The organism is Kitasatospora purpeofusca (genome assembly GCF_000718025.1).
In the GTDB taxonomy this organism is placed as follows: Bacteria; Actinomycetota; Actinomycetes; order Streptomycetales; family Streptomycetaceae; genus Kitasatospora; species Kitasatospora purpeofusca.
Window position 1 is genome coordinate 157,697 of the sequence record NZ_JODS01000013.1, and the last position, 25,638, is coordinate 183,334.

The window sequence follows — 25,638 nt, forward strand, 5'->3', positions numbered from 1 at the left end:
CGGGTGCTCAGCGGCGGCCGTCGAAGGTCCTGCCCGCGCGGTCCCGGCCGCGTCGCAGCTCGGCGCGCAGCAGGCGGGCGACCGGGTCGAGCAGGCGGCGTGCCAGGTCCTCCAGGTCGAGGTCGCCGCCCTGCGCTCCGGCGTCACGCGGACTTCCGCCGGTCCGGTCGGCGGTGGTGACCCGCTGGTCCGCCGCGGTGCTGCGCGGGGTGGTGGCGGTGCTGGTGTCGGGGGCGGTGCTGCGCGGGGCGGGGGCCGGGGCGGTGGTGGCCGGTGCGCTTCCCCGGACGCTGCCGGTGTCGCGTTGTACGGGGAGCGGGGACGGGGTCGGGGGCGATGCCTGGGGGACTCCCGGCGTGCTGCCGGGGGCCGGTGTCCTGGACCGCACCAGCGGCACCACGGGTACGGGCCGAGCCGAGGACGTGGCCAGGGAAGGCCGGACCACCAGTGGAGGCGCGTGCGGGGCGGTCACGGGCAGCGGGCCTGACGGGCGCCCGGGACCGTCGGTATAGCGGGCTTCGGGTCCACGAAGGGGTTCGGACGGGCGAAGGGGGCCGGACGCGGACGCCGGGTGCGGGCCGGGGGTGCCGGGCGCTCGCTGGACGTGCTGCGCCACGGCGGTGGAGGGCGGGGAGGCCCAGCGTGCCGCGACCACGGGGCGGCTCACCGCGCGGGCGGAAGGAACGGGAGCCGTCGCGCTGCCCATGTCCCGGCCGCTGCCGAGGGCCAGGGGCCGCGCCGAGAGCAGTTGGACGCTGCGGCGCGGAGCGGCCGGTGCCGGTGCCGGGCCGGTGGCCCCGGGCCGACCGGCGAGGACGAGCGGGACGGGCCCGCTCGTCCGGACCCCTGCGGGCGGCGCGGGAACTCCGGCGCGACCGCCGTGCCGGGACGCGGTGGTCGGGGACGCGGTGGCCGATGACGTGGGAGCCGGTGACGGGGTCGGGGACGCGGGGTGCTGTCCCGCTCCCGGCAGGGGCAGGGGCAGGGGCACGGGCACGGGCATGCGCTGGACGGTGAACGGGGCCGCGGGACGGCTGACAGTCGGCGGCATCGCGGGCAGCGGGGCTCCCAACCCGGCACGAGGACGGCGCGCCGTCCGCCCAGGGCCGCCCTCGGCGGCCGGAGCCTCCGACTGCCGCTGCACGACCGGCAGGGTCGGCGCCGGGGGCGCAGCTGCGGAAGGGGAACCGCCGCCCCGCGCCCGGACGGTCGCGCCGGTACCCAAGGGTGCTGCGGTGGCGGGGAGTTCGGCCAGCGGCGGACCGAGGGTCGGTCGGCCGGCCGCGTGTTGCACGGGCGTGTCGGTTGTGGTCTCCGTCGCGCGCTGGACGATCGGCATGGGTGGTGCGGGGGTGGCCGGATCCGGTCCCAGGGGCGCTGCGGTGGTGGGGAGTTCGGTTGAGGATGCGCCCAGGGTGGGGTGATCGGCCGCGCGCTGCGCGGGCGCGTCGGTCGCGGCCTCCGTCGTCCGCTGGACGATCGGCATGCCCGGCCTGGAAGGGGTGGGATCTACGCCCAAGGGTGCTGCGGTGGAAATGAGTTCGGTCGCTGGTGCGCCGAGAGTGGGGTGATCGGCCGCGCGCTGGACGATCGGCATGGGCGGTGCGGGAGTGGTGGGATCTGCGCCCAGGGGTGCTGCCGTGGTGGGGAGTTCGAATGAGGGTGTGCCGAGAGTGGGGTGGTCGGCCGCGCGTTGCACAGGTGCGTCGGCCATGGTCGCCGCCCGGTGCTGGAGCGTGGGCGCGGTTGACGCGGGGGCGGTCGCCCCCGACGCCAAGGGGCCACTGGAGGGCGGGAGTTCGGACGCCGAAGCGCCCGGGGCAGGACGGTCGGCCGCACGCTGCACGGGAGCCGCGTCCGCGCCCCGCACCGGAGCGCCGGGCCGGTCGAGGACGGTCTCCGCCTGCCGCTGGACGACAGGCATGGCCGGTGCCGGTGCCGGTGCCGATGCCGGAGCGTGGTCGGGGCTGGCCACGTCCGAGGACGTGGCGGGCGCCGGGACTTCGGTCGGCGGGGTGCCGAGAGGAGGCGCGTGGTCGGCCGCCCGCTGTACGGGTGCGTCGGGGGAAGGTCCGCCGATCTGTGCCGGGGGGACGGCGGGGCGCACGGCGGGCACCCTGCGCCTGGGTGCGGCGGGTACCCGGGCGACGGTCAGTGACCGGCCGACAGGGCGCGTCCGCACCACGGCGGGTGTCGCTTCGGCGCGGTCCGCCGACGCCCCTTCGCCGGAGTGGCCGGGACGGGGGCCGGTGGCGGCGGATGCCTCCCGGTCCGATCGGCGGCCGGTGGAGGCGGGAAGGGACCCGGCTCCGGTGGCGGTCCGCTGCACAGGCCGGCCTGCGGGGGCTGCCCCTTGAGTGCCCTCGCCGGAGGCGCCGGGGACCACCGCGATGCGGCGGACCAGCGGGAGTCGTGCCGACGCCGACGTACGTCCGGTCCGGGTCCCGGTCCCGGTCCCGGTCCCGGCCGGGGCTGTGGTCGGGGTGGCGGCGGTCGCTTCGGCTCGCTGGAGGACGGGAGCGCCATCCGCGCCGAGTACCGCCGTGGACTGCGCGGGCGGGCGACCAGGGGTGCCGGGTGCACCGGCCGTCGCCCCGGCCCTTGAGGGGGCCTCCGGCCGGCCGCCGGACCGACCCGGCCGCTCGCCGGCCTCGTCGACCCGCGAGCGGTCGGTGCCGGCGCTGACCGCAGGCGCGGCCTGTGCGGACAGCGGAGCGCCCTTCGTCGAAGCACGTGCAGCCGACACACGCGGACCCGAAGCGCGCGGACCCGACACGCGCGCACCCGACCCACTGGGCTGCGCCCGCCCGGTGGCCGGCGAACCCGGTGCAGGAGGCGCCTCCGGCTGCGGTGCACCCGCACCCGCCCCCGCCCGCAGCGCGGCGTCCGGCGCGGCGTCCGCGTCGGACGGGCGCAGCGCCCGGAGCAGCAGCGGGCCGCCACTGCTGTGGGTGGGCTGCGCGACGGCGGGGCGGGCGATGCCGCGGACGAGGCCGGTCGGGGCGGTCGGCAGCAGGGCGTGGGCGAGGCCGGTGTCGAAGGACGGATCGCGCCAGGCGGACAGCCCGTCCCGGAAGGCGAGTCCGTCGCTGACGCTCATCGGCGCCCGGGAGACGGTCAGGAGGGCCGGCGCGGTGCGGCGCCAACCGCCGTCCCAGTCCGCGGGCACGCCCGGGCCACGGTCGGCGGCGGCCTCCCGGACCGCACCCGCCGCGTCCGGAACCGCGCCCGCGCCCGCTTCCGGACCCGCACCCGCGGCGTCCCGCACGGCGCCGCGTCGGCGCACCCTGTCCCGCCACGCCATTTTCTCAACCTCCTTCGTTCATACGGGAGTTGATCTGTGCGATCTCGGTGACCCACTGCCGGCGTTCGGCATGGGTCAGGTCGAGGATCTCGTCGCGTTGCCAGTGGAAGTGGTAGGCGATGTACGCGATCTCCTCCCTGAGCCGGGGGAGCGCGTACGTCACGATTCCCCCAGGCGCCCACCGGAGAGGTCGACCTCGAAGGCGCCCTCGCAGTGCGGGCAGGTGACCGCCGCCCGGGTGTGGCCCTCACTGTTGACGCGCCGGTAGAAGTCCTGGAGGAACGCGACGTCGGTCGCGTACATCCGCTCCACGACCCCGGCGTGCACGTCGGTGACGGTGCCGAGCCGGGTGATGACCTGGCTGAGCAGCACCACACTCAGGTACGCCGGGTTCTCCTTGACCCGCAGGTCGATCTGGGGCCGCAGCTCGTCGCGCGCGGTGGCCAGGCGCATCGAGCCGTGCCGGTGCAGGGTGCCCGCCTCGTCCACGTACCCGCGCGGCAGTTCGAACTCGAACTCCGTGCGCAGCGCGTGCTCCTCGCGCCGCGCCGGAGCGCCGGCGGGGGGCGCCGGCGGCGGTGCCGGGGCGGAGGCCTGGGCCGTGGCCGGGGCGGGCTCCGTGGCCCGGAGGATCTCCTCCAGGCTGCCCGCCGTCACCGTACGTCGCCTCACTCTACGATGATCTCTTCGAACACGATGGTCACGGACTCGGTGGCCGCGGCGGACTCGCCGGCCTTGAGGGAGGGGCCCTCCCACTTGGAGGCCCAGCCGTTCATCAGCTGGATGCGCCGGATGGTCTCGCCCGTGGAGTCCTTGATCTCGATGGTGAGGTTCTGCCGCGCGGTGTCGACGGCCCCGTTGTTCAGGGTCTCCGTGATCCACTTGGTGAACTCGCTGCTCTTGTCGAGTCCCCGGGTGATCGTGACCTCGCCGGCCTGGCGGGCGCCGGGCTGCTTGCGGATGATCTGCTTGCCGTCCTTGCTGACCTGCCGGACCTCGACGACCTCCTCCTCGACGGTCAGGCCGCTGATCTCCTGGATCGACTCGACCAGGTAGCCACCGAGCTGGACGCCGAAGATATGGGTGGAAAGAGCATCGCCCTCTGCCATGACTGTCTGTCACCTTTCCTTGCTGATCGTCCCGGCGGTCCCGGGACCGCCGGACCTGCGGGTCATTCGTCGACGAGGCTGGTGCTGTCGGAGAACTGCGCCAGCCGGAACACCACGAACTCGGCCGGCTTGACCGGTGCCACGCCGATCTCGCAGATCACGCGGCCCTGGTCGATCGATTCCTGCGGGTTGTTGTCCCGGTCGCACTTGACGTAGAACGCCTCCGCGGCCGTCCGCCCGAACAGCGCGCCGCGCCGCCACTCCTCGGTGAGGAACGCGGTGGCGTTGCGCCGGATGCTCGACCAGAGCCGGTCGTCGTTCGGCTCGAAGACCACCCACTGGGTGCCCAGGAGGATGGACTCCTCCAGGTAGTTGAAGAGGCGGCGCACGTTCAGGTAGCGCCAGGCCGGGTCGGAGGAGAGGGTGCGGGCGCCCCAGATCCGGATGCCCCGGCCGGGGAAGGCCCGGACGCAGTTCACCCCGATCGGGTTGAGCAGGTCCTGCTCGCCCTTGCTCAGGCGCAGTTCCAGGTCGACCGCGCCGCGGATCACCTCGTTGGCGGGGGCCTTGTGCACCCCGCGCTCGGCGTCGCTGCGCGCCCACACGCCGGCGATGTGGCCGCTCGGCGGGACGGTGGCGTTGCGCCCGGCGGCCGGGTCGAAGACCCGGATCCACGGGTAGTAGAGGGTGGCGTAGCGGGAGTCGTAGCCCGCCTCGTCGTTGCGCCAGGTCCGCACCTGCTGCGGGGAGAGTCCGGGCGGGGCGTCCAGGACGGCGACCCGGTCGCCCATCTGCTCGCAGTGCGAGATCACGGCGAGCTGGACGGTGCGCACGCCCTCGGCGTCGATGTCCCCGCGCTGGTGGGAGCCCATCAGGTCGGGCACCACGACCATGGTGATCTCGTCGATCGTCTCCAGGCCGCCGAGCCCGGTGCGGGCCGCCGCGTCGCCGACGTACTCGGCCGGGTCGAGCCGGGGCACCGCGCCCTGGCCGGCGGCCGGGGCGGGCACGGCGGCGGGGGCGTCGGGCAGGGCCGCGGTCCGGTTCGCGGGCCGGCCCTGGGCGGTGCCGCGCTGCTCGGTGACCTCGATCAGCGCCGAGCCGCGGGCCTGGGTGACGAGGTAGCCCTTGACGTTCCGGCGGGCCGACACCTCGAAGGTCTCGGCCACCGCCCCGTCGCGGTGGACCAGCAGCCTGAACCGGTCCTCGGGCGGGTTCTCGCCCTCCGCGTCGGCGATCTCCACCGAGACGCCGGTGATGCCCGGCCGGGCCGCGAACAGGAACCCGCCGAGCTCGACGGGTTCCGCCGCGCGCTGCTCGGGGGCCGAGGCGGCGGGCGCGGAGCTGTCCCGGTCGGAGCCGCCGACCCGGACGACGTACGCGGCGCCGCCGCCGTTGGCGAAGTACCCGTAGACCGCGTGGGGCAGGTAGGCGCCCTCGGCGAACCCGCCGAAGTGCTGGGAGTACTGGTCCCAGCTGGTGACGAGCGTGGGCTCGTGGAACGGGCCGGTCCGGGCGAACCCGACGAACGCGGCGACGGCGGTGCCCACCCCTTCGATCGGGCGGGCACCGGACTGCACCTCCTCCACGTAGACCCCCGGGGTGAGGTACGTCGGCATGCTCGCTCCTTCGTGTCACCGGTGTTCGGTGGACGGTCTTCGGTGGATCTCCGGCCTGGTTCGGCGGACGGCTGACGGCGGACGGAAGACGGCTGACGGCAGAACGCCGTCGACGGACCCGGTCGCGCGCCGTCGCGCCCCGTCCCCAGCCTTTCCGGCGGGCCGTCACCGGTGGGAGGGACCGGGGGACCTGCCCGGGGGCAAGGGCGCTGCCCTCCCCGGCCCTCCCGGGCCCACCGCGACGGCTCACCGTGACAGCCCGCTGCGACGGCCCACCGCGACGGCCCGCTCGCCGACCCGGCTCAGACCCGCGTGACCTGGGCCACGTACGGTCCGAACTCGCCCTCCAGCACCAGCCGGCCGAGCTTGCGGTACTCCTGCGCGACCGCCGTCACCGCCTGGGCCATCGTCAGCGGTCCACCCGACTCGGCGGCGAGGTACGCGGCGGTCACCGCGCAGGCCCGGATGGAGCCGCCGGCCAGGTCGAACCGGTCCGCGCAGAAGCGCAGGTCGAGGTCGTCGCCCCGGGGCACCCGGTCGCCCAGGCAGCGGTCCCACAGGGCGAGGCGCTGGTCGGCGTCGGGCACCGGGAAGTCCGCGATCACGTCCAGGCGGCGGGTGAAGGCCTCGTCCAGGTTGGCGCGCAGGTTGGTGGTCAGGACGGCGATGCCGTCGAAGGACTCCATCCGCTGGAGCAGGTACGCCGACTCCATGTTGGCGTGCCGGTCGTGGGCGTCCTTGACCTCCGAACGCTTGCCGAAGATCGCGTCCGCCTCGTCGAACAGCAGCACCGCGTTGACGGCGGAGGCCTCGGTGAAGATCCGCTCCAGGTTCTTCTCGGTCTCACCGACGTACTTGTCGACCACCGTGGAGAGGTCCACCACGTACAGGTCCATGCCCAGGTCGGCCGCCACCACCTCGGCCGACATCGTCTTGCCGGTACCGGACGAACCCGCGAACAGCGCGATCACCCCGCGCCCCCGCCCGCCGCCGGGCCGCATGCCCCACTGCCCGAGCACCTGTTCGCGGTGGCGGGCGCGCACCGCGAGCTCCCGCAGGCTGCGGTGGGTGGGGGCGGGGAGCACCAGGTCGTCCCAGCCCACCGCGGGTTCGACCCGGCGGGCGAGGCGGGCGAGCCCCGCGCCGTTCTGGGCCCGGACGGCCGTGCGCAGGTCGTCGGGGGAGACCGGGCGGCCGTCGAGCGCGGCCGTGCGTACGGCGGTGCCGGCGGCCCTCCGCAGCTGCCCGGCGTCCAGGCGGTGCGCGGCGACGGACCGGGCGAGCGCCTCGGCCCCGTCCTCTCCGACGCTTTCGTCGCCCCTCGCGCCGTGCTGCTCGCCGGCCCGCTCCAGCGCGTGCCGCCAGCGCGCGACCTGCCGGTCGGGGGCGGGGGCCGCCACCGTCAGGGTGACGGGGGTGTCGGCCGCCCAGGCCGGTTCCCAGCCGCCGGTCCCGTGGGTGAGGAAGGGGAGGCCGCCCAGGGCGTCGCACAGCGTGCGCAGGATCCCGGCCCGTTCGTCGGGCCGGTCGGGCAGCTCCTCCAGCGGCCCCAGCAGGACGCCCGCGCCCAGCAGCCGGGCCTCGCGTGCGACGGCCCGGGCGACGCCGGGCACGCCCCGGGGGTCACGGGACAGGGCCGCCGGGTCCAGGGCCAGCGGCGGCAGCCCGCCCGCCCGCAGCGCGGCGACGGCCAGTCCCTCGGGATCGCCGCCCCGGCTGCGCAGGTGGACGTGGCCGGTGCCGGTCCCGGCCGCGGCGGCGGCCCGGCGCAGCTCGGCCGGGTCGACGGCCGGATCACCGGCCGGACGGCCGAGCACACCGGTCAGCAGCGGGTCGGGCGCGTTGTCGCCCAGCAGGTGCGCGGTGACCCGGTCCGGGACGGCCAGCACCCGGGACAGGGGCGGCCGTTCGGGTTCGCCGACCTCCAATAGACCGCCCGCGACCAGCGGCGCGGAGGGAGCCAGCCGGAACCGGGCCGCCGCCACTCCGCGCTGCCCGCAGAGTTCGAGGGCGAGCCCGACGGTGGGCCGGCGGCGCGTCAGGTCGTCGTTGAGGTAGCCGTAGAGCCGTTCGAAGCGGCTGTCGAGGTCCGGGGCCAGGGCCACCAGCAGCAGGTCCAGGTCCAGGGGCGCCAGGGCGAAGCGGGCGGCGAGTACGGCCAGCGGCGAGCCGGGCGGCGGCGCGTCCGGACCGGGCAGGGCGGGCGGAGCGGGCCGGTCCCCCTCGTCCAGGACGTGGGCCACCGCCTCGGGGGTGAGGAACTGGCCGCGGTACGGATCGTCCGGGTCGGGATCGAGCGCGCGCCGGATCGCGACGGCCTCGCGCACCCGCTCCTCGACGACCCGCAGCCGCGTCCACAGGTACGGGGTCGGGGCCGGGGTCGGCGTCGCGGCCGCGGGTTCCAGGGTCCGGGTCACGGCTGCCGCTCCCCGCGTCGGCGGCGGGCGGGGGCCGCCCCCCGCTCCCGGGGGCCGCCGAAGCCCTCGGAACCGGCCTCGGCCACCTCCGTGTAGCGCAGGCGCCGTGCGGCCCCCGGCTCCTCCGCTGCGCTCCGGGCCGCGGCGCGGACCACGAGCCCCTCGGTGACCGGCGGGGCGACGGCGGTGGTGGCCCCGGCCAGCGGCGCCCGCACCCGCAGTCCCAGCGACGGCTTCAGCTCGCCGCCCAGCGCCGACCACACGTCGGAGGCGGCGGGCGCGTCGAGCCCGGTGCCGCCGCCGTCCAGGCCCACGATGAGGCCGAGTTCGGCCAGCGAGCCGGTGAGCATGCGCGGGGGCAGCGCGTCGGTGGACACCAGACACCTCAGCACCTGGGAGAGCAGCCGGTGTTCGTCCTGCGGCCGGCTCGCCCACGCGGTGACGAGGTACGTCAGCTCGAACCAGCGGGCCGGGGCGCGGCGCGCGGCGAGGAAGCCGTCCGCGTCGTACACCTCGCCCGCGCCGCTGGCGCGCCGGGAGTGGTCCTCGCGGACGTCGTACAGGAACACACACACCGTCGGGGCGCTGCGGCGGGCCGCCCAGTCGCGGGTCGGCGCGTCGAACACCACGTCGACGCCCGACGCCTCCAGGCCGGACTCCGCGAGCAGTCGGCGCAGCCCCTCGTCGACCTCGTGGATCATCGGCGGATCATCTCGTTGGGCGGCTGGACCGTGCCGCTGACGACCAGGAAGTCGGTCCGCACCGGGGAGAAGCCGGGGCCGCTCGCGGTGATGACCCGGGGGCCGGTCGCGTCCTTGGCGAGGATCAGCAGCTGGCCGATGAACCGGCCGTCCGGTCCGGGGACGGTCGGCGCCGCCGCGGCCGTGATGCCCGGCTGCCAGGTGAACCGCACCGGCGCGCCGGGCGGGAAGTCCTCACCGCGTACCGAGGTGACGAAGCCGGGCTTGCCGATCGGCGGGACCGCGACGATGCGCGGCTGGAGGATCCGCAGCTGCTGACGGGCTTCGTTGTCCCCGGGGTCGGCGTCCGTGCCGGTGGTGGTCAGGGAGCCGGTCACCAGTCCGGTGACGGCCCGATCGGGGCTGAGGACGACCTGGACGACGGTCCGGGCGCCCGGGGCGAGGTCGGGCAGCGCGCACACCCAGGCACTGTCGCAGCCCGGCGGCGGTCCGTCGTGGGGCACGCCCCCGGGCAGGCCGACGCGGAGCCGCAGACCGGTGGCCAGCCCTTCGCGGCCGTTGCGGACGGTGTACGTGAGGACCACGCGACCACCCACGTAGCCGGGGTTCGGCTGCGCCGTGAGGCTCAGCCCGGGGCCGGCCGGCGGCGCGGGCGGCGCGGGCGGCAGCGGCCGGGGCGTGCCGATCGGCGACGGGGCCGGCGGAGCGGGGGCGGGTGCCGGGGCCGGCGGCGGTACCGGGGCGGGCGGCAGCGGGGCCGGCGGGGCGGGCGCGGGCACCGGGGTCGTCGGCGGATCTGCCGTCGGTGTCGGCGTCGGGGTCGGGGTTGCCGTCGGGGTCGTCGTCGGCGTCGGACCGGGTGTCGGCGGGGCCGGCGCCGGGAGTACCGGCACCACGGTCCGGCCGGTGTTGTCGCTGGGACGGGGGTCGAGGACGGCACCGGTGACCGACCAGTCCAGGGGCTGGTCACCGGGCTCGACCCCGGTGACGGTGACGGTGACCGGCACGGTGTCGCCAGGGCGCAGCACGCCCAGGGCGCAGACCAGCGCCGCCGCGTCACAGGTGGCGCCGGGCGCGGCGAGGCCCGTGACGGTCACCCCGAGCGGGGGCGCGACGGTCAGCCTCGTCCCGGGCGAGGCGGCCGGGCCGTGGTTGACGACGTCCACCCGGACGGTCCCGGACTCGCCCGCGGTGACCGGCGCGGTCGTACCGGGTGCCTGGACCGCGAGGTCCACGGACTGCTGGACGCCCGGCTCCTTCTGACGGCCCGGCAGCCCGGCGGTGAGCGGGGTGCGGGCCCCGGAGGCCACGTCCACCAGGGACAGCTTCTCCGGGCTGTTGGCGGCCAGGGCGGCCCGGGAGCTGATCACCAGCGTCCTGCCGTCGGAGCTCCAGGCGGCGTCGCGGGGCTGGAAGGGCCCGGTGGCGGTGGTGTCGGGCAGCTCCCGGCCGCAGGCCCCCGGCCGGTCGCGGGCCGCGTCGGGCAGCAGCACCCGGCAGCCGCCGCCCGCCGCGGCGGCCAGCAGGATCCCGTTGCGCTCGTCGACCCGGCCGGCGCCGTTCTTGCGGTTGAAGGCGACGGTGGTGCCGTCCGGTGAGAACGCCGGGCTGTCGTCGATGACCTCGCAGGCGCCGGGGCAGTGGGCGGCGCTCAGGTCGCGCTGCCGGTCCAGCCGGTCCACGGGCACGGTCCACACGTGCTTGTTGCCCCCGCCGCCGTTGATCACCTGGTTGCGGGTGAACGCCAGGGTCGTGCCGTCGGAGGACCAGGTGGGCTGGGCGTCGCCGCCCTGGAGCTGCCCCTCGGGCGGGACGATCACGCCCCGGAGCGCGCCGGTGGCGGCGTCCGCGATCAGGATCCGTCCGGGACCGGAGGCGCTGCCGACCCCGCCGGGGGAGGTCCGGGTGAAGGCCAGGTACCGGCCGTCCGGGGAGAACGTCGGATCGGTGTCCCAGTCCCTGGGGCCGCGGCCCGCCAGCGGGAGCGCCGTCGGGCCGGAGCCGTCGGCGTCCGCGATCCAGATCCGTTCGATCCGCCCGGCCGGCAGGTCCGGTCCGGCCGGTGCGTCCTCGAAGCGGGTCAGCACGATCCGGCGCCCGTCGGGCGTGTAGTTCTGCCGCTCGGTCCACGGGTCGTACCCGGCGGCGGGCCGGAACAGCGGGTCCTTCGCCGGATCCGTCTCGGTGTCGGCCGCCGGGTCCTCCGTGAGGACGGTCCGGCCGAGGTCGCGGGGGTCGGAGCCGTCCGGCCGGACGTCCTGCAGGGTCACCACGTGCGGGCCGTCCGCCGAGACGCGTTCGACCACCGCGCCGCCGCCCTGGAGCGGGCCGAGCCAGGTGGCGGGTCCGACCTCGCGGTCCTCGCTGAGCACCACCGCCGGTTCGTCCTCCGAGAGCGCCTTCACCCGGAAGACGTGGTCCCAGTCGCCCTCGCAGCTGCAGGTCCGGTCCGGACTGAGGAAGAGCAGGTCGTTCCCGTCGGGCAGCCAGCTTGCCCCGTGCGTGCGCCACTGTGCCCGCGGGCCCGCGAGCAGCGGCCCGCCGGTGCGCCCGTCGGTCCACCGCAGCCGGGGCCCGTCCGGTCCGGTGGCGGTGTACGCGATCCGGTCCCGGGTCGCCGGCCCGTCCACCGGGTTCCACACCGGCTCGGTGCCCGCGCCGTCGGCGGGGTCGGAGACCCGGGTGGCGGGCCCGCCCCGGAGCGGCCGGACGTAGACCTGCCGGCCGGCGGCCCGGTCGGCGTCGGAGGAGTACGCCAGCCGCGTGCCGTCCGGCGAGACGGTGGGGTGCTCCTCGTTCGCGGGGGTGTCGGTCAGCCGGGTGAGGCCGGTGCCGTCGGTGCGCACCAGCCACAGGTCGCGCTGGGTCCCACCGGTCCCGGCGGGCCGGGCCGCGTCGAAGACGACCGACCGGCCGTCCGGCGTCAGCCGCGGGTTCGCCGCGTCCAGACCGCTGGTCAGCCGGTGCACCGAGCCGTCGGCGGAGCGCAGGTAGATCTGCGGGGCCTGCTCGTCGCGGCGGCTCGCGAAGACCAGCCGGTCGCCCAGGGCGGCGGGCTGGACGTCGAAGTGCGCCGGGCCCTCGCCGAACAGCGGGGGGCTCGTGGTGTCCGTCGCCACCCGGCCGAGGCTCCGGTGGCGGGTACCGGCGAACGCGATCCGGCTCTCCCCGGCATCGGCCGCCGCGGCCCCGGTCCCGCTGCCGGCCGCGGCGGGCCGGTCCCCGGTGCTGCCCGGGCCGGCGGCCGTCGTCATCGCGAGCAGCGGCACCAGCAGCAGCAGCGCCGCACCGGCCCTGCCCCAGCGGTGTCGCCGACGGCCGGAGCCACCCGTGCCCATCACGGTCCACCTCACAGTACGGTCCAGCATCCATGTCCGACGCTGCCACCCTGCCGGTCCGCGGCCGCGGACCGGCAGGGCCCCGGGGCCGCGCCCGGGGGAAGCACCGGCTGCGCTTTAGGGCAGCCGGTGCCGGTCCGGTCAGATCAGCCCGTTGCGCAGCGCGTAGCCGACGGCGTGGGAGCGGTTGCGCAACTGCAGCCGGGTGATGACCTCGTGCAGGACGTTCTTGACGGTCCGTTCGGAGTACGAGGTGTTGCGCGCTATCTCCGCGGTGTCCAGGCCCTCCGACACCAGGCGCAGCATGTCCGCCTCGCGCGGGGTCAGCGTGGACAGGGACGCGGCGTGCGGGTCGAGGGCCGACCGCTGCAGGCTGCCGACGTGGTCGAGCAGCTTCGCGAGAAGGTCGCCGGGCAGGACGCCCTCACCGTTCGCCATTGCCAGGACCAGCCGCAGCAGCCGGTCCTGGTCGGCCTCCGCGCGCCGCAGCACCGCGGTGACCCCGCACTCGATGGCGCGCTGCAGGGCGTCACCCGAGTCGAAGGTGCCGACCACCAGCCCGGTGCGGGTGGCGGAGTTGTGGCGCAGCCGGTACAGCAGGGCGGTCGTCTCGTCGTCCACGCTGTCCACGGCGACGAGCGAGACCCGTGCCTCGTGCGCGTGGGCGTCGTCGACCAGTTCCACCTCGGGGCGCTGGCGCAGCTGTTGGACGATCCCGACGTGCAGGACCGGGTCCGAGGCGTACACGGCCACGGTGACCCGTCCGCCGGGCTCGCCGGCCGCCGCGTCGTGCGCGGCCCGGGCGCGGGCCGGGCCGTGGGTCGCCGGGCCGCGGGCCGGGGTGCGGCCCTGGGGCGGGACGCTCGGCCGCGCGGTGCCGGTGCCGGTGCCGGACGGGTGGACGGTGCCGATGAGGTCGGTGTGGAGCATGAGGCGTACCTGTTTCGTGATGCGTATGAGGGATGTACTGCGGGAGCTAAGGGCAACAAAGCCTCTGGGCAGGGGAGTTGGGATGGGTTCTCCGGGGCATCGGGGCTGCCCGGGCCTTGCCCCCGCGCCCGTGGAGGCGGGCCGGGCGGCGGCGTAGCGTCGCGGCGTGACAACTCCAGCAGCCACTCCCAGCTCCGGCGCGCCCGGCCTCGACATCCCGTCGGTGACGGTGACGCCGGGCGGTACCGCGACCACCAGCCTGACCGTTCGCAACGACGGCGACATCGTCGAGGCGTACCGCCTGGAAGTCGTCGGTGACTGCGCTGCCTGGACGACGGTCGAGCCCGACCGTGTCTCGCTCTACCCCGGCACCTCGGAAACGGTGACCATCCGCCTGGCGCCCCCGCGTTCGTCGCGGGTGCGGGCGGGCGAGGTGCCGCTGGCCGTACGGGTCCTGCCCACCGAGCACCCCGAGGCCGTCAAGGTCCCCGAGACCACCGTGCGGGTCGAGGGATTCCGGCAGCTCCGGGCCGAGAGCGCTCCCAAGCGCCGCCGCGGCTGGCTGCGCGGACGCTTCCGCATCGCCGTCCGCAACGAGGGCAACCGCCCCGTCCAGGTGGGATTCACCCCGGCCCAGCCCGGTGAGGAGCTGAAGTTCGACGTCAGCCCCGCGGCGCCGAAGCTGGAGCCGGGCGAGTCGGCGGAGGTGGCGCTGCGGGTCCGCGCCGGGAAGCCGGTGTGGTTCGGGAAGCCGGCCACCTGGCCGTTCACCGTCACCGTGGCGGAGATCGTGGCGAAGGCCGGGACGGAGACCGTGGCCAAGGCCGGAACGGAGACCGTCGCGAAGGCCGGGGCGAAGGCCGGAACGGAGACTGCGGCTAAGGCCGGTACCCGGGCCGACGACGCCGGTGCGGACGCGGGTGCGGACGTGGCTGAGGACGACCGGGAACGGCCGCGGCCGGAGGCCGAGTTCGTCCAGATTCCGATCTTCCCGACCTGGCTGCTGGCGGTCCTGGCGGCGCTCCTCGCGCTGCTGCTGGCCTGGTTCCTGCTGGTGCGTCCCGCCGTGCGCAGCACCGCGAGGGAGGCCGCCGACCAGGCGGTCCAGCAGCAGGCGACCGCCGGCGAGGCGCCGCTCGTCGGCCGGACCCCGGCGGCGGGCACCGGGCAACAGCCGGGCTCCGGCCAGCAGCCGGGCTCCGGGACCGGGAGCGCCCTGCCCGGGGCGGGTGCGGGCGGTACCGGAACGGGTGCGGGAACCGGCACGGGAACGGGCAGCGGCGTCGGCGCCGGACCGGGGGGCGGACAGCAGAGTTCGGCCACCGTCGACCAGACGACGGCCGGCGGGGAGACCAAGGTCGGCACCTACACCGTGCCCGCGGGCAAGGCGTTCGGGATCACGGACATCGTCGTCGCCAACTTCCAGGGCGACGAGGGCGTCGTGACGATCGCTTTCGGCGACCGCAAGATCACGACGATCGCGCTGGAGACGTTCCGTAACCAGGACTACCACTGGGTCACCCCCATCAGGATCACTGAGAACCAGACCGTGACGGTCCAGGTGACCTGTGCGAAGCCGGGCACTCCGGCCACTGGCGTGCAGGCCCAGGAGTGCCACGAGGTCCTCAACGTGAGTGGCGTGTTGAGCGACCTCAGGTGAACAGATGCCGTACGCATCGTCTGTCAGGTTGTGCCGTGAGAAAAGGTGAGCCTCAGTCATTCGGGCTGAAAACCGACGGTTCGGACGCCGGGGAAGCGCCCTGCTCGTGACCGTACATCCTCATTTCGGCGGCCCCGGGCGGCTCCGGCGCGACGTTCGAATGTGAACCTGACGGTCATTCAAATAAGGCCGGATCCGATCCCTCCCGGCGCCCGCCCGACCGTTCGGGCGCCTACCAGGCAGGACAACAGCCGTCCCAGGAGTGTCGGCGAGTACCGAGGGCCGGCCCGCGTCACGGGCCGGCCCTCGTCGGATGCCGGCCCTCGTCACGTACCGGTACGCGTCACGAACCGGTATGTGTTACGAACCGGTGCGCGTGCGGGCCGAGTCGCCGGCCAGCGACCGGTCGTGCCGGTACGCCTCCTCCGCCCAGTTCGCGAGGTCCCGCAGCTCGGCCTTGAGCTCGTCCCAGGTCTTCATCAGGGAGCCCATGGTCCGGATCTCGAAGGGGACCATCATGGCGCCCTCCTCCTCGTGCGGGGCGATCTGGTTCATGCCGCCGAACACGCTCTGCTGAGGGATCTGGGGGACGCCCTTCAGCGTCGACTCGGCGAAGGAGAGGAGGGACACCGGGAGGCCGTCGATCTCCCGGGTGGCCTCGTCGCGGAACTCCAGACTCGCGCTGCCGTCGCCGGGATCCTCCTGGAACTCTGCGAGCAGGTCGACGATCGCCTCGCTGTTCGCCGACAGGAAGTCCTGGAACCCGGGGTCGAGGAGCGCGCGGACGTCCGTGAGCTGCGAGCGGGACAGCACGACCGTCAGGTTCTTGATCTGGCCCTGGTCCTGGTCCTGCGCGAGGTAGTCGGCCATGGCCGCGACCTGCATGAAGAACAGCTGGCTGTAGCCGTCCAGGGCGTCCGTCTCCAGCCGCTTGCGCTTGCGCGCCGACTCCTGACCCCGCACGTACCGGGCCACGACCTGCTCGGCGAACGTCCTCGACTGCGAGAGCCGGAACCGGGCGCGGGGGAGCGGCGCCCCCTCGGCCTGGGGAGCGGCCTCCCGGAGGTGGTCGAAGAACATCGGCATCCCGGCCAGCGGCACACCGACCGAGTAGTGGACGAACAGCCCGTCGCCCATGCCCGGGGCGCCGGCGTAGTCCGGGAAGTCGAGGTCCGGGGCGATCCGGGCGTCCTCCCCCGCGGGCAGGATCTCCAGCTGCAGGCCCATGCCCGCCAACGGGGTCTTCCCGGTCTGCCGGTAGAACGCCTCGCGCACCGCCCTGATCTCGTCGACCATCTGCTCGAGGGTCTCCGGCCCGGACTCGCCGGCGGTGCCGACGACCGCGACCGCTCCGGTCACGAACTCCAGGTTCGAGTAGGCGGCGCCGTCGTTCAACGACCGCGAGTCGGAGACCAGCTTGAAGTCGGCCGCGGTGCTCTGGGCCAGATCGGTGTCGCCCTCGTACTTCTCGCCCCTGGAGTTCTCGACGGGCATGTCGACCTCCGTCTCGAACCCCAGCTTCCGCTGCACGGCGGGTTCGGCGGCCCCCGCGGCGTGGCCCGGCTCCGCCCGCCGGCCCGCCTCCGGCCGCCCGGCCGGGCGCGCCATCACCCGTCGCGCGTTGGCCTCGGCCTCGCGCTCGAAGGAGTCACGGGGATCGCTGACCCGCAGTCCGTCGCCCCGGTCGGTACCGGCGACGGCACCCTTCCGCTGCTGGATCACATGGGTCAGCTCGTGCGCGAGGGTGTGTTTGTCGCCGCCCCCGTGCCCGATGACGACGTCCCGGCCGGACGTGTAGGCCCGCGCACCGATCTCGGCGGCCGACCGCTGGGCGGCCGCTCCGGTGTGCAGCCGCACATCGGAGAAGTCCGCCCCGAGCCGCCCCTCCATCTCCGCGCGCACCGACCCCTGCAGCGGCCGCCCGGCCCCCCGCAGCACGTCGTGCACCCCGGACCGCTGGACGGGGTCCGAGTCCTGTTCCCCCCGCCCGCCCCGCGCCATCCGGGCCACCATCGCGTTGCCGATGCTCCGCTGCAGCTCACGGGCCTGCTCCGGGGACAGCACCTCCGCCACGGGCCCGCTCACCCGCGTCTCCCGGGCCCTGCGGTCACCTCCGCCCGCCCGCTCGCCGCCGTTCCCCCCGCGATCGTCCGCCCTCGCCCGCACTGGCCCTCCCGGTCGCCCACCACTGCCTTGCCTCTCCTCCCTACACCGCCGCCACCCGCCGCTCCCATCCCCGAAAGTGCACCCCCGGGGCCGGACCCCTGCCCGACCCGGGTGGCCCCGCGCTGCTACGGTCGGGCGCCATGAGCTGGCTCCCCGACGACTTCGTCCATCCCGTCCTGGTCCCGCTGCCGCTTCCGGGCAGTGGTCATCACCTGCGCCCGATCCGCGAGGCGGACGCCCCGCTCGACTATCCGGCGGTGATGGGTTCGCGCGAGCGGCTGTGGACGATCTTCGGCCCGGCCTGGGGCTGGCCCGCGGCCACCATGACCTACGAGGCCGACCGGGTCGACCTCCTGCGGCACGAGAAGGAGATCGCCGCACACCAGTCCTTCAACTACGCGTTGTTCGACGCGGCGGAGACAGCCCTGCTCGGCTGCGTCTACATCGACCCGCCGGAGAAGGCCGGCGCGGACGGCGAGATCTCCTGGTGGGTGGTGGACGAGCTGGTGGGCAGCGAGGTCGAGCAGGCCCTCGACGAACTGGTGCCGCGGTGGATCGCCGCCGACTGGCCGTTCGAGCAGCCGCGCTTCCTCGGCCGGGAGATCTCCTGGACGGACTGGCTCGCCCTGCCGGAGCACCCCGGCGCGTGAGCAGCGCCCGGGTGCTGCGCTCGCGGGGGCGTCAGTGGCCGCCTCCGCGAGCGCGGTTCGGCGCCGCACGGTCGTGACCGGGGACGCCGCCGGTGTCAGAGCCAGCCGTGCTGGGCGGCTTTGATGCCCGCCTCGAAGCGGCTGGTGGCGTTGAGACGTTCCATGATCGAGGCCATGTGGCGGCCGACGGTGCGGGAGGAGATGCCGAGCCGCTGGCCGGCGGTGTCGTCGGTGAGGCCGGTGCCGAGCAGGCGCAGGAGGTCGCGTTCGGTGGGGGTGAGTCCGCTGACGGGGTCGTCGGGAGCGGTGGCGCCGAGCGGGACGGCGGTGTTCCAGGCCTGTTCGTAGAGGTCGAGGAGAGCGGTCATGATGCCGGGCTCGGTGACGTGCAGGGCGCCCTTGCGGGTGTCGTCGGGGTCGATCGGGACGAGTGCCTCGGTCCGGTCGACGATGACGACGCGTTGGGGGACGGTGGGGGCGGTGCGCACTTCGCCGCCCCGGCCTAGCAGCCAGTGGGCGTACTGGGCGGCGTGCGGCTGGTGGCGGTTGGAGTCCTGGTAGAGGGTGCGGATCGCCACTCCGCGGGCGAGCGCCTCGGCGTCGGCCGGGCGGGAGGCGGTGAGGTCCTCGGGTCGCTGGGTGCCGGGCTGGCTGCTGAGGACCTCGCGGGTGGCGGCGCGGCCCATGAGCTCCAGGCGGCGGTGGATGGCGTCGAGGCCGAGCAGGCGTTCGCCGTGGGTGGCGTGGTGCTCGGCGCGGTCCGCGACCATGCGGGTCACGGCGGCGCGGGAGGCGGCGAGGGCGGCCTGGCGCGCGGCGAGATCGGCTTCCTGGCGGGCGACCATGTCGGCGAGGCCGACGGCGGGGTCGACGGCCCGCATCCTGCCGGGGTGTTCGACGGAGGCGCGGATCAGCATGAGGGTGCCGAGCTCGTCCAGGGCGTCGTGGAACTGGCCGGGGGTGAGCCGGATGCGGGCGGCGAGGGCGTCGATGTCGTCCGTGGGGCGGTCCAGCAGGGCCTGGTAGACCTGGCAGGCAATGGACGAGAGGCCGAGTGCCTCCAACATGGTTCCCCCCGGAAACGTGTGGCGGACATGCACGACGGTGCACGAAACGTCACTGATGATTCCAGTGGGGCCCAGTTGCACACAAGGGTCGACCTGTCCCGCCTGCGGCGGCTTTCACCGGTTTGACCAGCGGATTCCCCTCTGCGTCGACCGTCCGGGTGCGGCGGGTGCGGGTGACCTGTCCGAGTGCTCGCATGTCATGAACATGACTGCTTTGTCCGGCGTCGGACAGTCCGGTTCGCGACAGCCGTACCGCCTTCCGGTGGGCCCTGCGGCAGGCCAAGCTGGTGATCGCCGCCGGAGGAACCGGCCGGACGGCGAACCGGAACGAGCGTCAACCGCGGGACGCCGAACCGGAACTCCCCGTCTCGTCAACGTCGTTCAGGAGAACCACCATGATGCGCACCCACCTGGTCAAGGCTGCTGCGGTCACTGCCCTCGGCCTCGCCGCCCTGTCCGCGGCCCCCGCAGTCCTCGTCCCGACCGCCCCCACCGCCTCCGCAGCTCCCGTCACCGTCACTCCTCCCGCCGTCACCCCCGCTCCCGGCTCCCCGGTCGGCACCGTGCCCACCGACGACAGCCTCGGCTGGGGCTGACCCCTCCTTGGACGTTGTCTACGCCAGCCTGAGGCGCAGGGACCGTGGTGCGGTCGCGTCGGAGGAAGCGAGCGAGGTCGTGGGCATCCTGTGGGCCCACGCCCTGCCCGGTGACGCGCTCCAGCACATCACCGCCCGCAGCCAGGACGACCGGGTGGACCTGCTGCTCTACCTCCTCACCCGCCCTGCCGACGGCCCGTCGGACCCCGTCGCGTCCGCGCACACCCTGATCGCCCGGGGCCACCGCGCTTCACCTCTGCTGTCCCGCCGCTACCACCCATTGGTGCCGGACACCTGCTGATCGCCCGTCATCGGCCGGCCGAACCGCCGACGGGGCCTTCGCCCCGACCGCTGCCCCGGCCTTGCGCACGCCGACCGCTGTTCCTGCAGGACAGCCGTCCGTCGACACCCGCCCGGGCCGCCCCGCGCGCGCCGTGCCGCGTCACCACCCCATCCCGCCACAAGGAGATTCCGCATGCCTTCCTCCCTCCGCTCCAAGCTGACCCGGCTCACCCTGGCCGCCGCCGTCGCCGCCTCCGGCGCGATCGCCACCACCGCCGTCACCGTCGCCACCGCCGGCACCGCCCAGGCCGCGTCCTCAGTGGGCGGCCAGATCACCCGCAGCGAGGTGCTGGCCCGCGCCAACGACTGGTACAACCGCAACATCCAGTACGACCAGGACGCCTCGGCCACCGACGTCGGCGGCCGCTACTACCGCACCGACTGCTCCGGGTTCGTCTCGATGGCCTGGCACCTGGGCAACAGCGAGAACACCGACAGCATCGACGTGCGGTCGCTGACCACTCGCGTCGCGCTGACCGACCTCCAGCCCGGCGACGCCCTCGACAACGACCCCCACGACGGCAACATCCTCCGCTCGGGCCACATCGTCCTGTTCGACCACTGGATCGACAGGTCCGCCGGAACCTTCGCCTACATCGCCGAGTCCAGCGCCGCCAACGACATGCAGAAGGGCACCGCCTCCATCTACGGCGGAGACATCGGCGGCCACCCGGCCGGCGGCTACTTCGGCCTGCGTTACAACAACATCACCGGCGCGAGCGCCTCCGCCGGTACGGAGTCGGGTGGGGCGGGTCGGGTTCGGTGGGCGGACTTCGACGGTGACGGTCGTGCGGACTACGTGATTCTGAACGACAACGGTTCGGTGCGGGTGTTCCTGAACAAGGGTGGTGACGGGCACGGCGGTTGGAACGACCTCGGCCAGGTGTCCACGGGGATGACCTCGGACCGTTCCCGGGTGCGCCTCGCGGACTACGACGGTGACGGGCGTGCGGACTACCTGCTGATCAACGCGAACGGTGTTACGTCAACCACGGCGGCGACACCGGTGGCGGCTGGACGCTGCGCGCGCAGATCACCACCGGCCTGACCGGCGACCAGAACGCCGTCTCGCTGGCGGACATCAACGCCGACGGCCGTGCCGACTACCTCGTCACCACTGGCCCCACCACCGCTTTCCTCAACAACGGCGGCGACGACCGCAACAACCCCGGCTGGCTCGACTACGGCCAGATCGCCGCCGGCGCCTGACCCACCACCCTGAGCAAGGAAGAAGGAATCCTGTGAAGCGCACTCTCGCACTCGCCCTGGCCGCCGCGAGCGCGGTGGCGGCGGTCGCGGCCACCGCCCCCACGGCCTCCGCCGCCGCGCCCGTGCCGGCCCCGCTGCTGCGGGTGATGCCGCTCGGCGACTCGATCACCGCCGGGTACCGGAGCAGCACCGACGCCGGCTACCGCGGGCTGCTCGGCGACCTGGTGGCCCAGCAGAACCGCTACACCGTCGACCTGGTGGGCTCGAACCACAACGGCGCGGTCGCCGACCCCGACAACGAGGGCCACAGCGGGTACATGGTCAACGACATCGCGGCCGGGGTCGACGGGTGGCTGCAGGCCGCGCAGCCGGATGTCGTCCTGCTGCACATCGGCATCAACGATCTGGACCGGGGCACCGACAAGGCCCACGCCGCGGACCGTACCTCGGCACTGATCGACCGCGTCCTGGCCGGTCGTCCCGGGGTGAGCGTCCTGGTCATGGGTCTGATCCCGACGACGCCGAACCTGACCGCCCTGGTGGCCGACTACAACACCGCGCTCAGCCGGGCCGTCGAGACGAAGCAGGCGCAGGGCCGCAAGGTCCGCTACACCGCGGCGCCCGCGCTGACGCCGGCCGAACTGGCCGACGGGCTGCACCCCGACGACCTGGGCTACCAGCGGATTGCGCAGACCTTCGGCCAGGCCCTGGACCGCGCCTTCACCGACGGCCTGGCCGTGCCGGCAGCCGCGCGTCACGCCGGTACGGAGTCGGGTGGGGCGGGTCGGGTTCCAGGTGTCCACGGGGATGACCTCGGACCGTTCCCGGGTGCGCCTCGCGGACTACGACGGTGACGGGCGTGCGGACTACCTGCTGATCAACGCGAACGGTTCGGTGCGGGTGTTCCTGAACAAGGGCGGTGACGGGCGCGGGGGTTGGAGCGACCTGGGCCAGGTGGCCTCCGGTCTCACCGCCGATCCTTCCCAGGTGACGTTCGCGGACTTCGACGGCGACGGCCGTCGGGTCGCCGGCGGGCTCACCACCGACCGCAGCCGTCTGCGCCTGGCGGACTTCGACGGCGACGGGCGCGCCGACTACAACGTGGTCAACCCCGACGGATCGATCACCACGTTCCTGAACAAGGGCGGTGACGGCCACGGCGGCTGGAGCGACCACGGACGGACGGCGTCCGGCCTCACCACCGACCAGAGCACGGTGGCGCTGGCGGACATCGACGCCGACGGCCACGCCGACTACCTCGTCACCACCGGACCGACCACCGCCTTCCTCAACAACGGCGGCGACGGCCGGAACAACCCCGGCTGGATCGACTACGGCCGGATCGCCGCCGGCAGCTGAGCGGGCAGGGCCGTGCCGCCGCGCACGGCGACCACCACCGGCCCGCGCCGCGCCGGGTCACCGCACCGTCGGCCGTGCGGTGACCCCGCCCCGGACCCCGGCTGCCCCCGCCACCAACGGCAGGGGCGGCCGGGGTTTCCTCGTGGGCCCGCCGCAGAAGCGGCCGGCGCGTGTGCGGGCCCCGTCCGCGCTACCGGCGGTGGTTGCCGTTGCGCGGGCTCATCGGGCGAAGCCGGTGAGGGTGGTCTTGCCGATCGTGGTGCCGGACTCCTGGCGGCGGTGGGCCTCGCGGAGGTTGGCGGCGTTCACCGGGCCGAGGTCGGTCGTCGCGGTGCTGGTGAGCACGCCGTCGTCGGCCAGGCGGGCCACCCGGTCCAGGATGCGGTGCTGGGCGTCCAGGTCCGGGGTGCGGTGCAGGGAGCGGGTGTACATGAACTCCCAGTGGAACGAGATGCTCTTGGACTTGAGCACGCCGATGTCCAGGGCGTCGAAGTCGTCGATGGCCACGATCGCTCCGAAGGGCTTCAGGGCCTCGGCGTACGCCGGGAGGTTGCGGTCGGTGCCGACCGTGCTGAACACCAGGTCCACCCCGTCCGGCGCCACCTCGGCCAACTGCCCGGCCAGCGGCTCGTGGTGGTCGACGATGTGTTGGGCGCCCATCCGACGGGCGAAGTCGGCGCTCTCCGGACGGGAGGCCGTGCCGACCACGGTCAGCCCGGTCAGCGCGCGGGCCAGCTGGGAGACCATCGCGCCGACGCCGCCCGCGGCGGCGGTCACCAGCAGGGTGCCGCTGCGGTCGGGGGCGACGGCGGCCTGCCCCAGCCGTTCGAACAGGCCCTCCCAGGCGGTCAGCGCGGTCAGCGGCAGCGCGGCGGCCTCGGCGAAGGACAGCGTGGCGGGCTTGTGCCCGACGATCCGCTCGTCCACGGCGTGGTACTCGGCGTTGGCGCCCGGGCGGTCGATCGCCCCGGCGTAGTAGACCTCGTCCCCGACCTCGAACAGCTCGACCGCGGAGCCCACCGCGACCACCGTGCCAGCGGCGTCCCAGCCGAGCACCTTCCAGTCGCCCTGCGGATCGACGTTCTGGCGCACCTTGTGGTCGACCGGGTTCAGCGCCACCGCCTCCACCCGGACCAGCAGGTCCCGCGGACCGGGCTGCGGCACCGGCAGCTCCACGTCCTGCAGGCTGTCCGGGTCCTCGACGGGCAGGCTCGCGCGGTAGGCGACCGCGCGCATCGTCGCGGGGATCTCGTTCTTGCTCATCACGGCGTCCTTCGTTGCGGGATCTCGTCCTGGTACCGGTCCTGGGTGCGGGCGGGCGCGGCTCGGGTACGGCCCTGGTACGGCTGGTGCACCTGGCCGGCGCCGGCTCCCGGGGGCCGTCACCTGGACGGTACGCAACAGGTAGTGGTAACCCGCAAGGGCTACTAGTTCCTTTTGGGTACTATGGCGATATGACTACGAAAGCGACCCTGCCCCTGGTCCCGGCGGCGTCCGCCGACTGCGATGCCCCGAAGGACGTCTACGCCGCCGCCTGTCCGTGCCGCGATCTGCTCGACCTGCTCGCCAACAAGTGGAGCGCCCTCGCCCTGGGTGCGCTGGAGCAGGGCCCGCAGCGCTTCGGTGCCCTGCGCGCGCGGCTGCAGGGCGTCAGCCCCAAGGTGCTCACCCAGACCCTGCGCCGACTGGAGGACCACGGGCTGGTGGACCGCGAGGTCTTCGCCGAGGTCCCGCTGCGGGTCGAGTACAGCCTGACCGGGCTCGGCCGCGACGCCTGCGCTCCGCTCGCCCACCTGCGGACCTGGGTGGAGCGGAACATCGACCGCTTCCCGGCGGCCTGAGCGGCTCCTCGTGATTCAACACAAGTGAACGTCGACGGATCGGGCGAGCGAGTTCGCGACCGAATCCGGGATGGGCTCACTCTCCCGGGAAGGCGACCCCCAGGTCGCGACGGACGCCGTCCAGGACACGCATGATGTCCAGCGTCTCGGCGAGCGGCATCAGGTCGGACTCCAGCCGCCCGGCACCGATGCACCGGGCTGCCTCGGCCGCTTGGTAGCTCATGCCCCCGTCGCGCCGCGGCGGGACGAAGGTGTCGAGCAGCTCGTTGTCCCGGCCGACGAGCCGGACAGCGGCGGCTCCGTAGAAGGGGCCGTCGATCTCCAGGCGGGCGTGCGTCCCCGAGATCGACGCCGAGGTCGGAGTGCGGGCGAAGAGCGTCGTGTTCAGCACGCCGTGTGCGCCGGACCCGGTGGTGACGACGATCGAGGCCTGCCCGTCGACACCGGTGAAGGCCTTGGTGCCCACCGCCGTGACCGAGGCGAACGGCCCGAGCACCATCGAGGCGAAGGAGACCGGGTAGACGCCGAGGTCGAGGAGGGCCCCGCCCGCCAGCTCGGGGGCGAACATCCGGTGCGCCGGATCGGGATCCATCCGCTGGCCGTGGTCGGCCGTGACGGTGTGCACCTCGCCGAGCAGCCCGGACTCGAGCACCTGGCGGACCACGTCGATGTGCGGCAGGAAGCGCGTCCACATCGCCTCCATCAGGAACACCCCGCGCTCGCGGGCCGCTTCGACCAACTGCTCGGCCTCGCGGGCGTTGCGGGTGAACGCCTTCTCCACGAGCACGTGCCGGCCCGCCTCGATCGCCTGCATCGCGTGCTCGAAGTGGGCCGAGTGCGGCGACGCGACGTAGACGATGTCCACCTCGTCGTTTCCGACGAGCTCGGCGTAACCGCCGTGGGCCGCGGGGATGTTGAACCGGTCGGCGAACGCCCGGGCCCGTGCGGCGTCGCGCGAGCCGACCGCCACGACCTTCTGCCCGGTGTGCTGCTGCAAGGTCTCCGTGAAGTGGGCCGCGATCCCGCCCGGTGCCATCACTCCCCAGTTCAGGGCCGGCGCTTCACGGGGGGAGGGGGTGCGGGGCGCGGGCAGTACGGCGCCTGCCGTCCCTGCTGCGGCTTCGGCGACCGGCTGGTCCTGCGTCATGGGAGGTCCTCTCGATGGACGGGCGAAGGCGGCGGGAGTCGGGTCGAACGGCACGTCCCACCTGGGCGGGTCAAGCTTGGCGTGCCAGGGTGAACTTCCAGGCGTCGGCGACGATGTCGTCCAGGTTCGGACGGCGCGGGGTCCAGCCGAGGGCCTGGTGGGCGCGCTCGGCGGAGGCGACCA

Annotated in this window: 21 protein-coding genes; 8 read left to right on the forward strand and 13 right to left on the reverse strand. The window is 74.6% G+C overall.

Translation table 11 applies throughout. The annotated features are described in order from the left end of the window. Window positions 1-7 precede the first annotated feature (7 nt). The 9 genes from IF01_RS46920 to IF01_RS0120175 form a co-directional block, all read right to left on the reverse strand. The gene (locus tag IF01_RS46920) at window positions 8-388 is read right to left on the reverse strand and encodes a hypothetical protein (RefSeq protein ID WP_157855296.1); all 381 of its coding nucleotides are present in this window, start codon (window positions 386-388) and stop codon (window positions 8-10) included. Between the two features lie 2,920 nt (window positions 389-3,308). Beyond that, window positions 3,309-3,467 carry a DUF6760 family protein gene (locus tag IF01_RS49010; protein ID WP_167349762.1) on the reverse strand — a complete coding sequence of 53 codons (159 nt, stop codon included), beginning with the start codon at window positions 3,465-3,467 and terminating at the stop codon, window positions 3,309-3,311. Further along, a complete protein-coding gene (locus IF01_RS0120145; protein WP_030394850.1) occupies window positions 3,464-3,976 on the reverse strand; it encodes a hypothetical protein in 513 nt (170 codons plus the stop codon). The genes IF01_RS49010 and IF01_RS0120145 overlap by 4 nt, the downstream gene beginning before the upstream one ends. Further along, complete coding sequence (locus IF01_RS0120150) at window positions 3,973-4,413, reverse strand: phage tail protein (protein WP_030394851.1); 441 nt, start codon at window positions 4,411-4,413, stop codon at window positions 3,973-3,975. Before IF01_RS0120150 ends, IF01_RS0120145 begins: the two co-directional genes overlap by 4 nt. Before the next feature lie 62 nt (window positions 4,414-4,475). Beyond that, window positions 4,476-6,032, reverse strand: coding sequence for a phage tail sheath family protein (locus tag IF01_RS0120155; protein WP_030394852.1), 1,557 nt, complete (start codon window positions 6,030-6,032; stop codon window positions 4,476-4,478). A gap of 302 nt (window positions 6,033-6,334) precedes the next feature. After that, window positions 6,335-8,449, reverse strand: a complete 2,115-nt coding sequence (locus tag IF01_RS0120160) for an ATP-binding protein (protein WP_244215566.1) — start codon at window positions 8,447-8,449, stop codon at window positions 6,335-6,337. After that, on the reverse strand, window positions 8,446-9,150 hold the full coding sequence (locus tag IF01_RS0120165; RefSeq protein ID WP_030394854.1) for a Pvc16 family protein: 705 nt from the start codon (window positions 9,148-9,150) through the stop codon (window positions 8,446-8,448). Before IF01_RS0120165 ends, IF01_RS0120160 begins: the two co-directional genes overlap by 4 nt. Beyond that, a complete protein-coding gene (locus IF01_RS0120170) occupies window positions 9,147-12,488 on the reverse strand; it encodes a DUF11 domain-containing protein (RefSeq protein ID WP_051755733.1) in 3,342 nt (1,113 codons plus the stop codon). Before IF01_RS0120170 ends, IF01_RS0120165 begins: the two co-directional genes overlap by 4 nt. 141 nt (window positions 12,489-12,629) lie before the next feature. Continuing rightward, window positions 12,630-13,418 carry a helix-turn-helix transcriptional regulator gene (locus IF01_RS0120175; protein ID WP_078880128.1) on the reverse strand — a complete coding sequence of 263 codons (789 nt, stop codon included), beginning with the start codon at window positions 13,416-13,418 and terminating at the stop codon, window positions 12,630-12,632. Window positions 13,419-13,584: 166 nt separating this feature from the next. Between IF01_RS0120175 and IF01_RS0120180 the strand changes: the two genes are divergently transcribed. Beyond that, complete coding sequence (locus tag IF01_RS0120180; protein ID WP_078880129.1) at window positions 13,585-15,078, forward strand: COG1470 family protein; 1,494 nt, start codon at window positions 13,585-13,587, stop codon at window positions 15,076-15,078. A 360-nt stretch (window positions 15,079-15,438) separates the two neighbouring features. Here IF01_RS0120180 and IF01_RS47560 read toward each other — a convergent pair whose 3' ends face one another. Then, window positions 15,439-17,163 (reverse strand): eCIS core domain-containing protein, encoded by a 1,725-nt coding sequence (locus IF01_RS47560; protein ID WP_244215567.1) that lies wholly within the window; start codon window positions 17,161-17,163, stop codon window positions 15,439-15,441. Between the two features lie 221 nt (window positions 17,164-17,384). On the opposite strand from IF01_RS47560, the gene IF01_RS0120190 reads away from it, so the two are divergent. Beyond that, a complete protein-coding gene (locus IF01_RS0120190; RefSeq protein ID WP_030394859.1) occupies window positions 17,385-17,894 on the forward strand; it encodes a GNAT family N-acetyltransferase in 510 nt (169 codons plus the stop codon). Window positions 17,895-17,989: 95 nt separating this feature from the next. Here the strand turns inward: IF01_RS0120190 and IF01_RS0120195 are convergent, their stop codons facing one another. Continuing rightward, window positions 17,990-18,961 (reverse strand): LuxR C-terminal-related transcriptional regulator, encoded by a 972-nt coding sequence (locus tag IF01_RS0120195; RefSeq protein WP_030394860.1) that lies wholly within the window; start codon window positions 18,959-18,961, stop codon window positions 17,990-17,992. 395 nt (window positions 18,962-19,356) lie between these two features. On the opposite strand from IF01_RS0120195, the gene IF01_RS0120200 reads away from it, so the two are divergent. The 5 genes from IF01_RS0120200 (at window position 19,357) to IF01_RS0120220 (ending at window position 22,467) form a co-directional block, all read left to right on the forward strand. Further along, entirely contained in the window at window positions 19,357-19,557 is a 201-nt protein-coding gene (locus tag IF01_RS0120200) for a hypothetical protein (protein WP_030394861.1), read from the forward strand. A 79-nt stretch (window positions 19,558-19,636) separates the two neighbouring features. Next, window positions 19,637-19,858 carry a hypothetical protein gene (locus IF01_RS0120205; protein ID WP_030394862.1) on the forward strand — a complete coding sequence of 74 codons (222 nt, stop codon included), beginning with the start codon at window positions 19,637-19,639 and terminating at the stop codon, window positions 19,856-19,858. 174 nt (window positions 19,859-20,032) lie between these two features. Beyond that, window positions 20,033-20,947 (forward strand): FG-GAP repeat domain-containing protein, encoded by a 915-nt coding sequence (locus IF01_RS0120210; protein ID WP_051755735.1) that lies wholly within the window; start codon window positions 20,033-20,035, stop codon window positions 20,945-20,947. A gap of 193 nt (window positions 20,948-21,140) precedes the next feature. Next, on the forward strand, window positions 21,141-21,962 hold the full coding sequence (locus IF01_RS0120215) for an SGNH/GDSL hydrolase family protein (protein WP_051755737.1): 822 nt from the start codon (window positions 21,141-21,143) through the stop codon (window positions 21,960-21,962). Beyond that, a complete protein-coding gene (locus IF01_RS0120220) occupies window positions 21,916-22,467 on the forward strand; it encodes an FG-GAP repeat domain-containing protein (RefSeq protein WP_030394865.1) in 552 nt (183 codons plus the stop codon). The genes IF01_RS0120215 and IF01_RS0120220 overlap by 47 nt, the downstream gene beginning before the upstream one ends. A 219-nt stretch (window positions 22,468-22,686) precedes the next feature. Here the strand turns inward: IF01_RS0120220 and IF01_RS0120225 are convergent, their stop codons facing one another. After that, entirely contained in the window at window positions 22,687-23,730 is a 1,044-nt protein-coding gene (locus IF01_RS0120225; protein ID WP_030394866.1) for a zinc-binding alcohol dehydrogenase family protein, read from the reverse strand. Between the two features lie 191 nt (window positions 23,731-23,921). Here IF01_RS0120225 and IF01_RS0120230 point away from each other — a divergent pair, with 191 nt between their 5' ends. Then, window positions 23,922-24,308, forward strand: a complete 387-nt coding sequence (locus IF01_RS0120230; RefSeq protein ID WP_078880130.1) for a winged helix-turn-helix transcriptional regulator — start codon at window positions 23,922-23,924, stop codon at window positions 24,306-24,308. Between the two features lie 76 nt (window positions 24,309-24,384). On the opposite strand, the gene IF01_RS0120235 is transcribed toward IF01_RS0120230, so the two are convergent. Beyond that, window positions 24,385-25,455, reverse strand: a complete 1,071-nt coding sequence (locus IF01_RS0120235) for a Gfo/Idh/MocA family protein (RefSeq protein WP_078880131.1) — start codon at window positions 25,453-25,455, stop codon at window positions 24,385-24,387. Window positions 25,456-25,638 lie beyond the last annotated feature (183 nt).

Coding starts and splice junctions, on each gene's coding strand:
- IF01_RS0120150 (WP_030394851.1), bottom strand. CDS start 4,413: ATGGCAGAGGGCGATGCTCTTTCCACCCATATCTTCGGCGTCCAGCTC.
- IF01_RS0120155 (WP_030394852.1), bottom strand. CDS start 6,032: ATGCCGACGTACCTCACCCCGGGGGTCTACGTGGAGGAGGTGCAGTCC.
- IF01_RS0120165 (WP_030394854.1), bottom strand. CDS start 9,150: ATGATCCACGAGGTCGACGAGGGGCTGCGCCGACTGCTCGCGGAGTCC.
- IF01_RS0120170 (WP_051755733.1), bottom strand. CDS start 12,488: ATGGGCACGGGTGGCTCCGGCCGTCGGCGACACCGCTGGGGCAGGGCC.
- IF01_RS0120175 (WP_078880128.1), bottom strand. CDS start 13,418: ATGCTCCACACCGACCTCATCGGCACCGTCCACCCGTCCGGCACCGGC.
- IF01_RS0120190 (WP_030394859.1), top strand. CDS start 17,385: ATGAGCTGGCTCCCCGACGACTTCGTCCATCCCGTCCTGGTCCCGCTG.
- IF01_RS0120195 (WP_030394860.1), bottom strand. CDS start 18,961: ATGTTGGAGGCACTCGGCCTCTCGTCCATTGCCTGCCAGGTCTACCAG.
- IF01_RS0120200 (WP_030394861.1), top strand. CDS start 19,357: ATGATGCGCACCCACCTGGTCAAGGCTGCTGCGGTCACTGCCCTCGGC.
- IF01_RS0120210 (WP_051755735.1), top strand. CDS start 20,033: ATGCCTTCCTCCCTCCGCTCCAAGCTGACCCGGCTCACCCTGGCCGCC.
- IF01_RS0120220 (WP_030394865.1), top strand. CDS start 21,916: ATGACCTCGGACCGTTCCCGGGTGCGCCTCGCGGACTACGACGGTGAC.
- IF01_RS0120225 (WP_030394866.1), bottom strand. CDS start 23,730: ATGAGCAAGAACGAGATCCCCGCGACGATGCGCGCGGTCGCCTACCGC.
- IF01_RS0120230 (WP_078880130.1), top strand. CDS start 23,922: ATGACTACGAAAGCGACCCTGCCCCTGGTCCCGGCGGCGTCCGCCGAC.
- IF01_RS0120235 (WP_078880131.1), bottom strand. CDS start 25,455: ATGACGCAGGACCAGCCGGTCGCCGAAGCCGCAGCAGGGACGGCAGGC.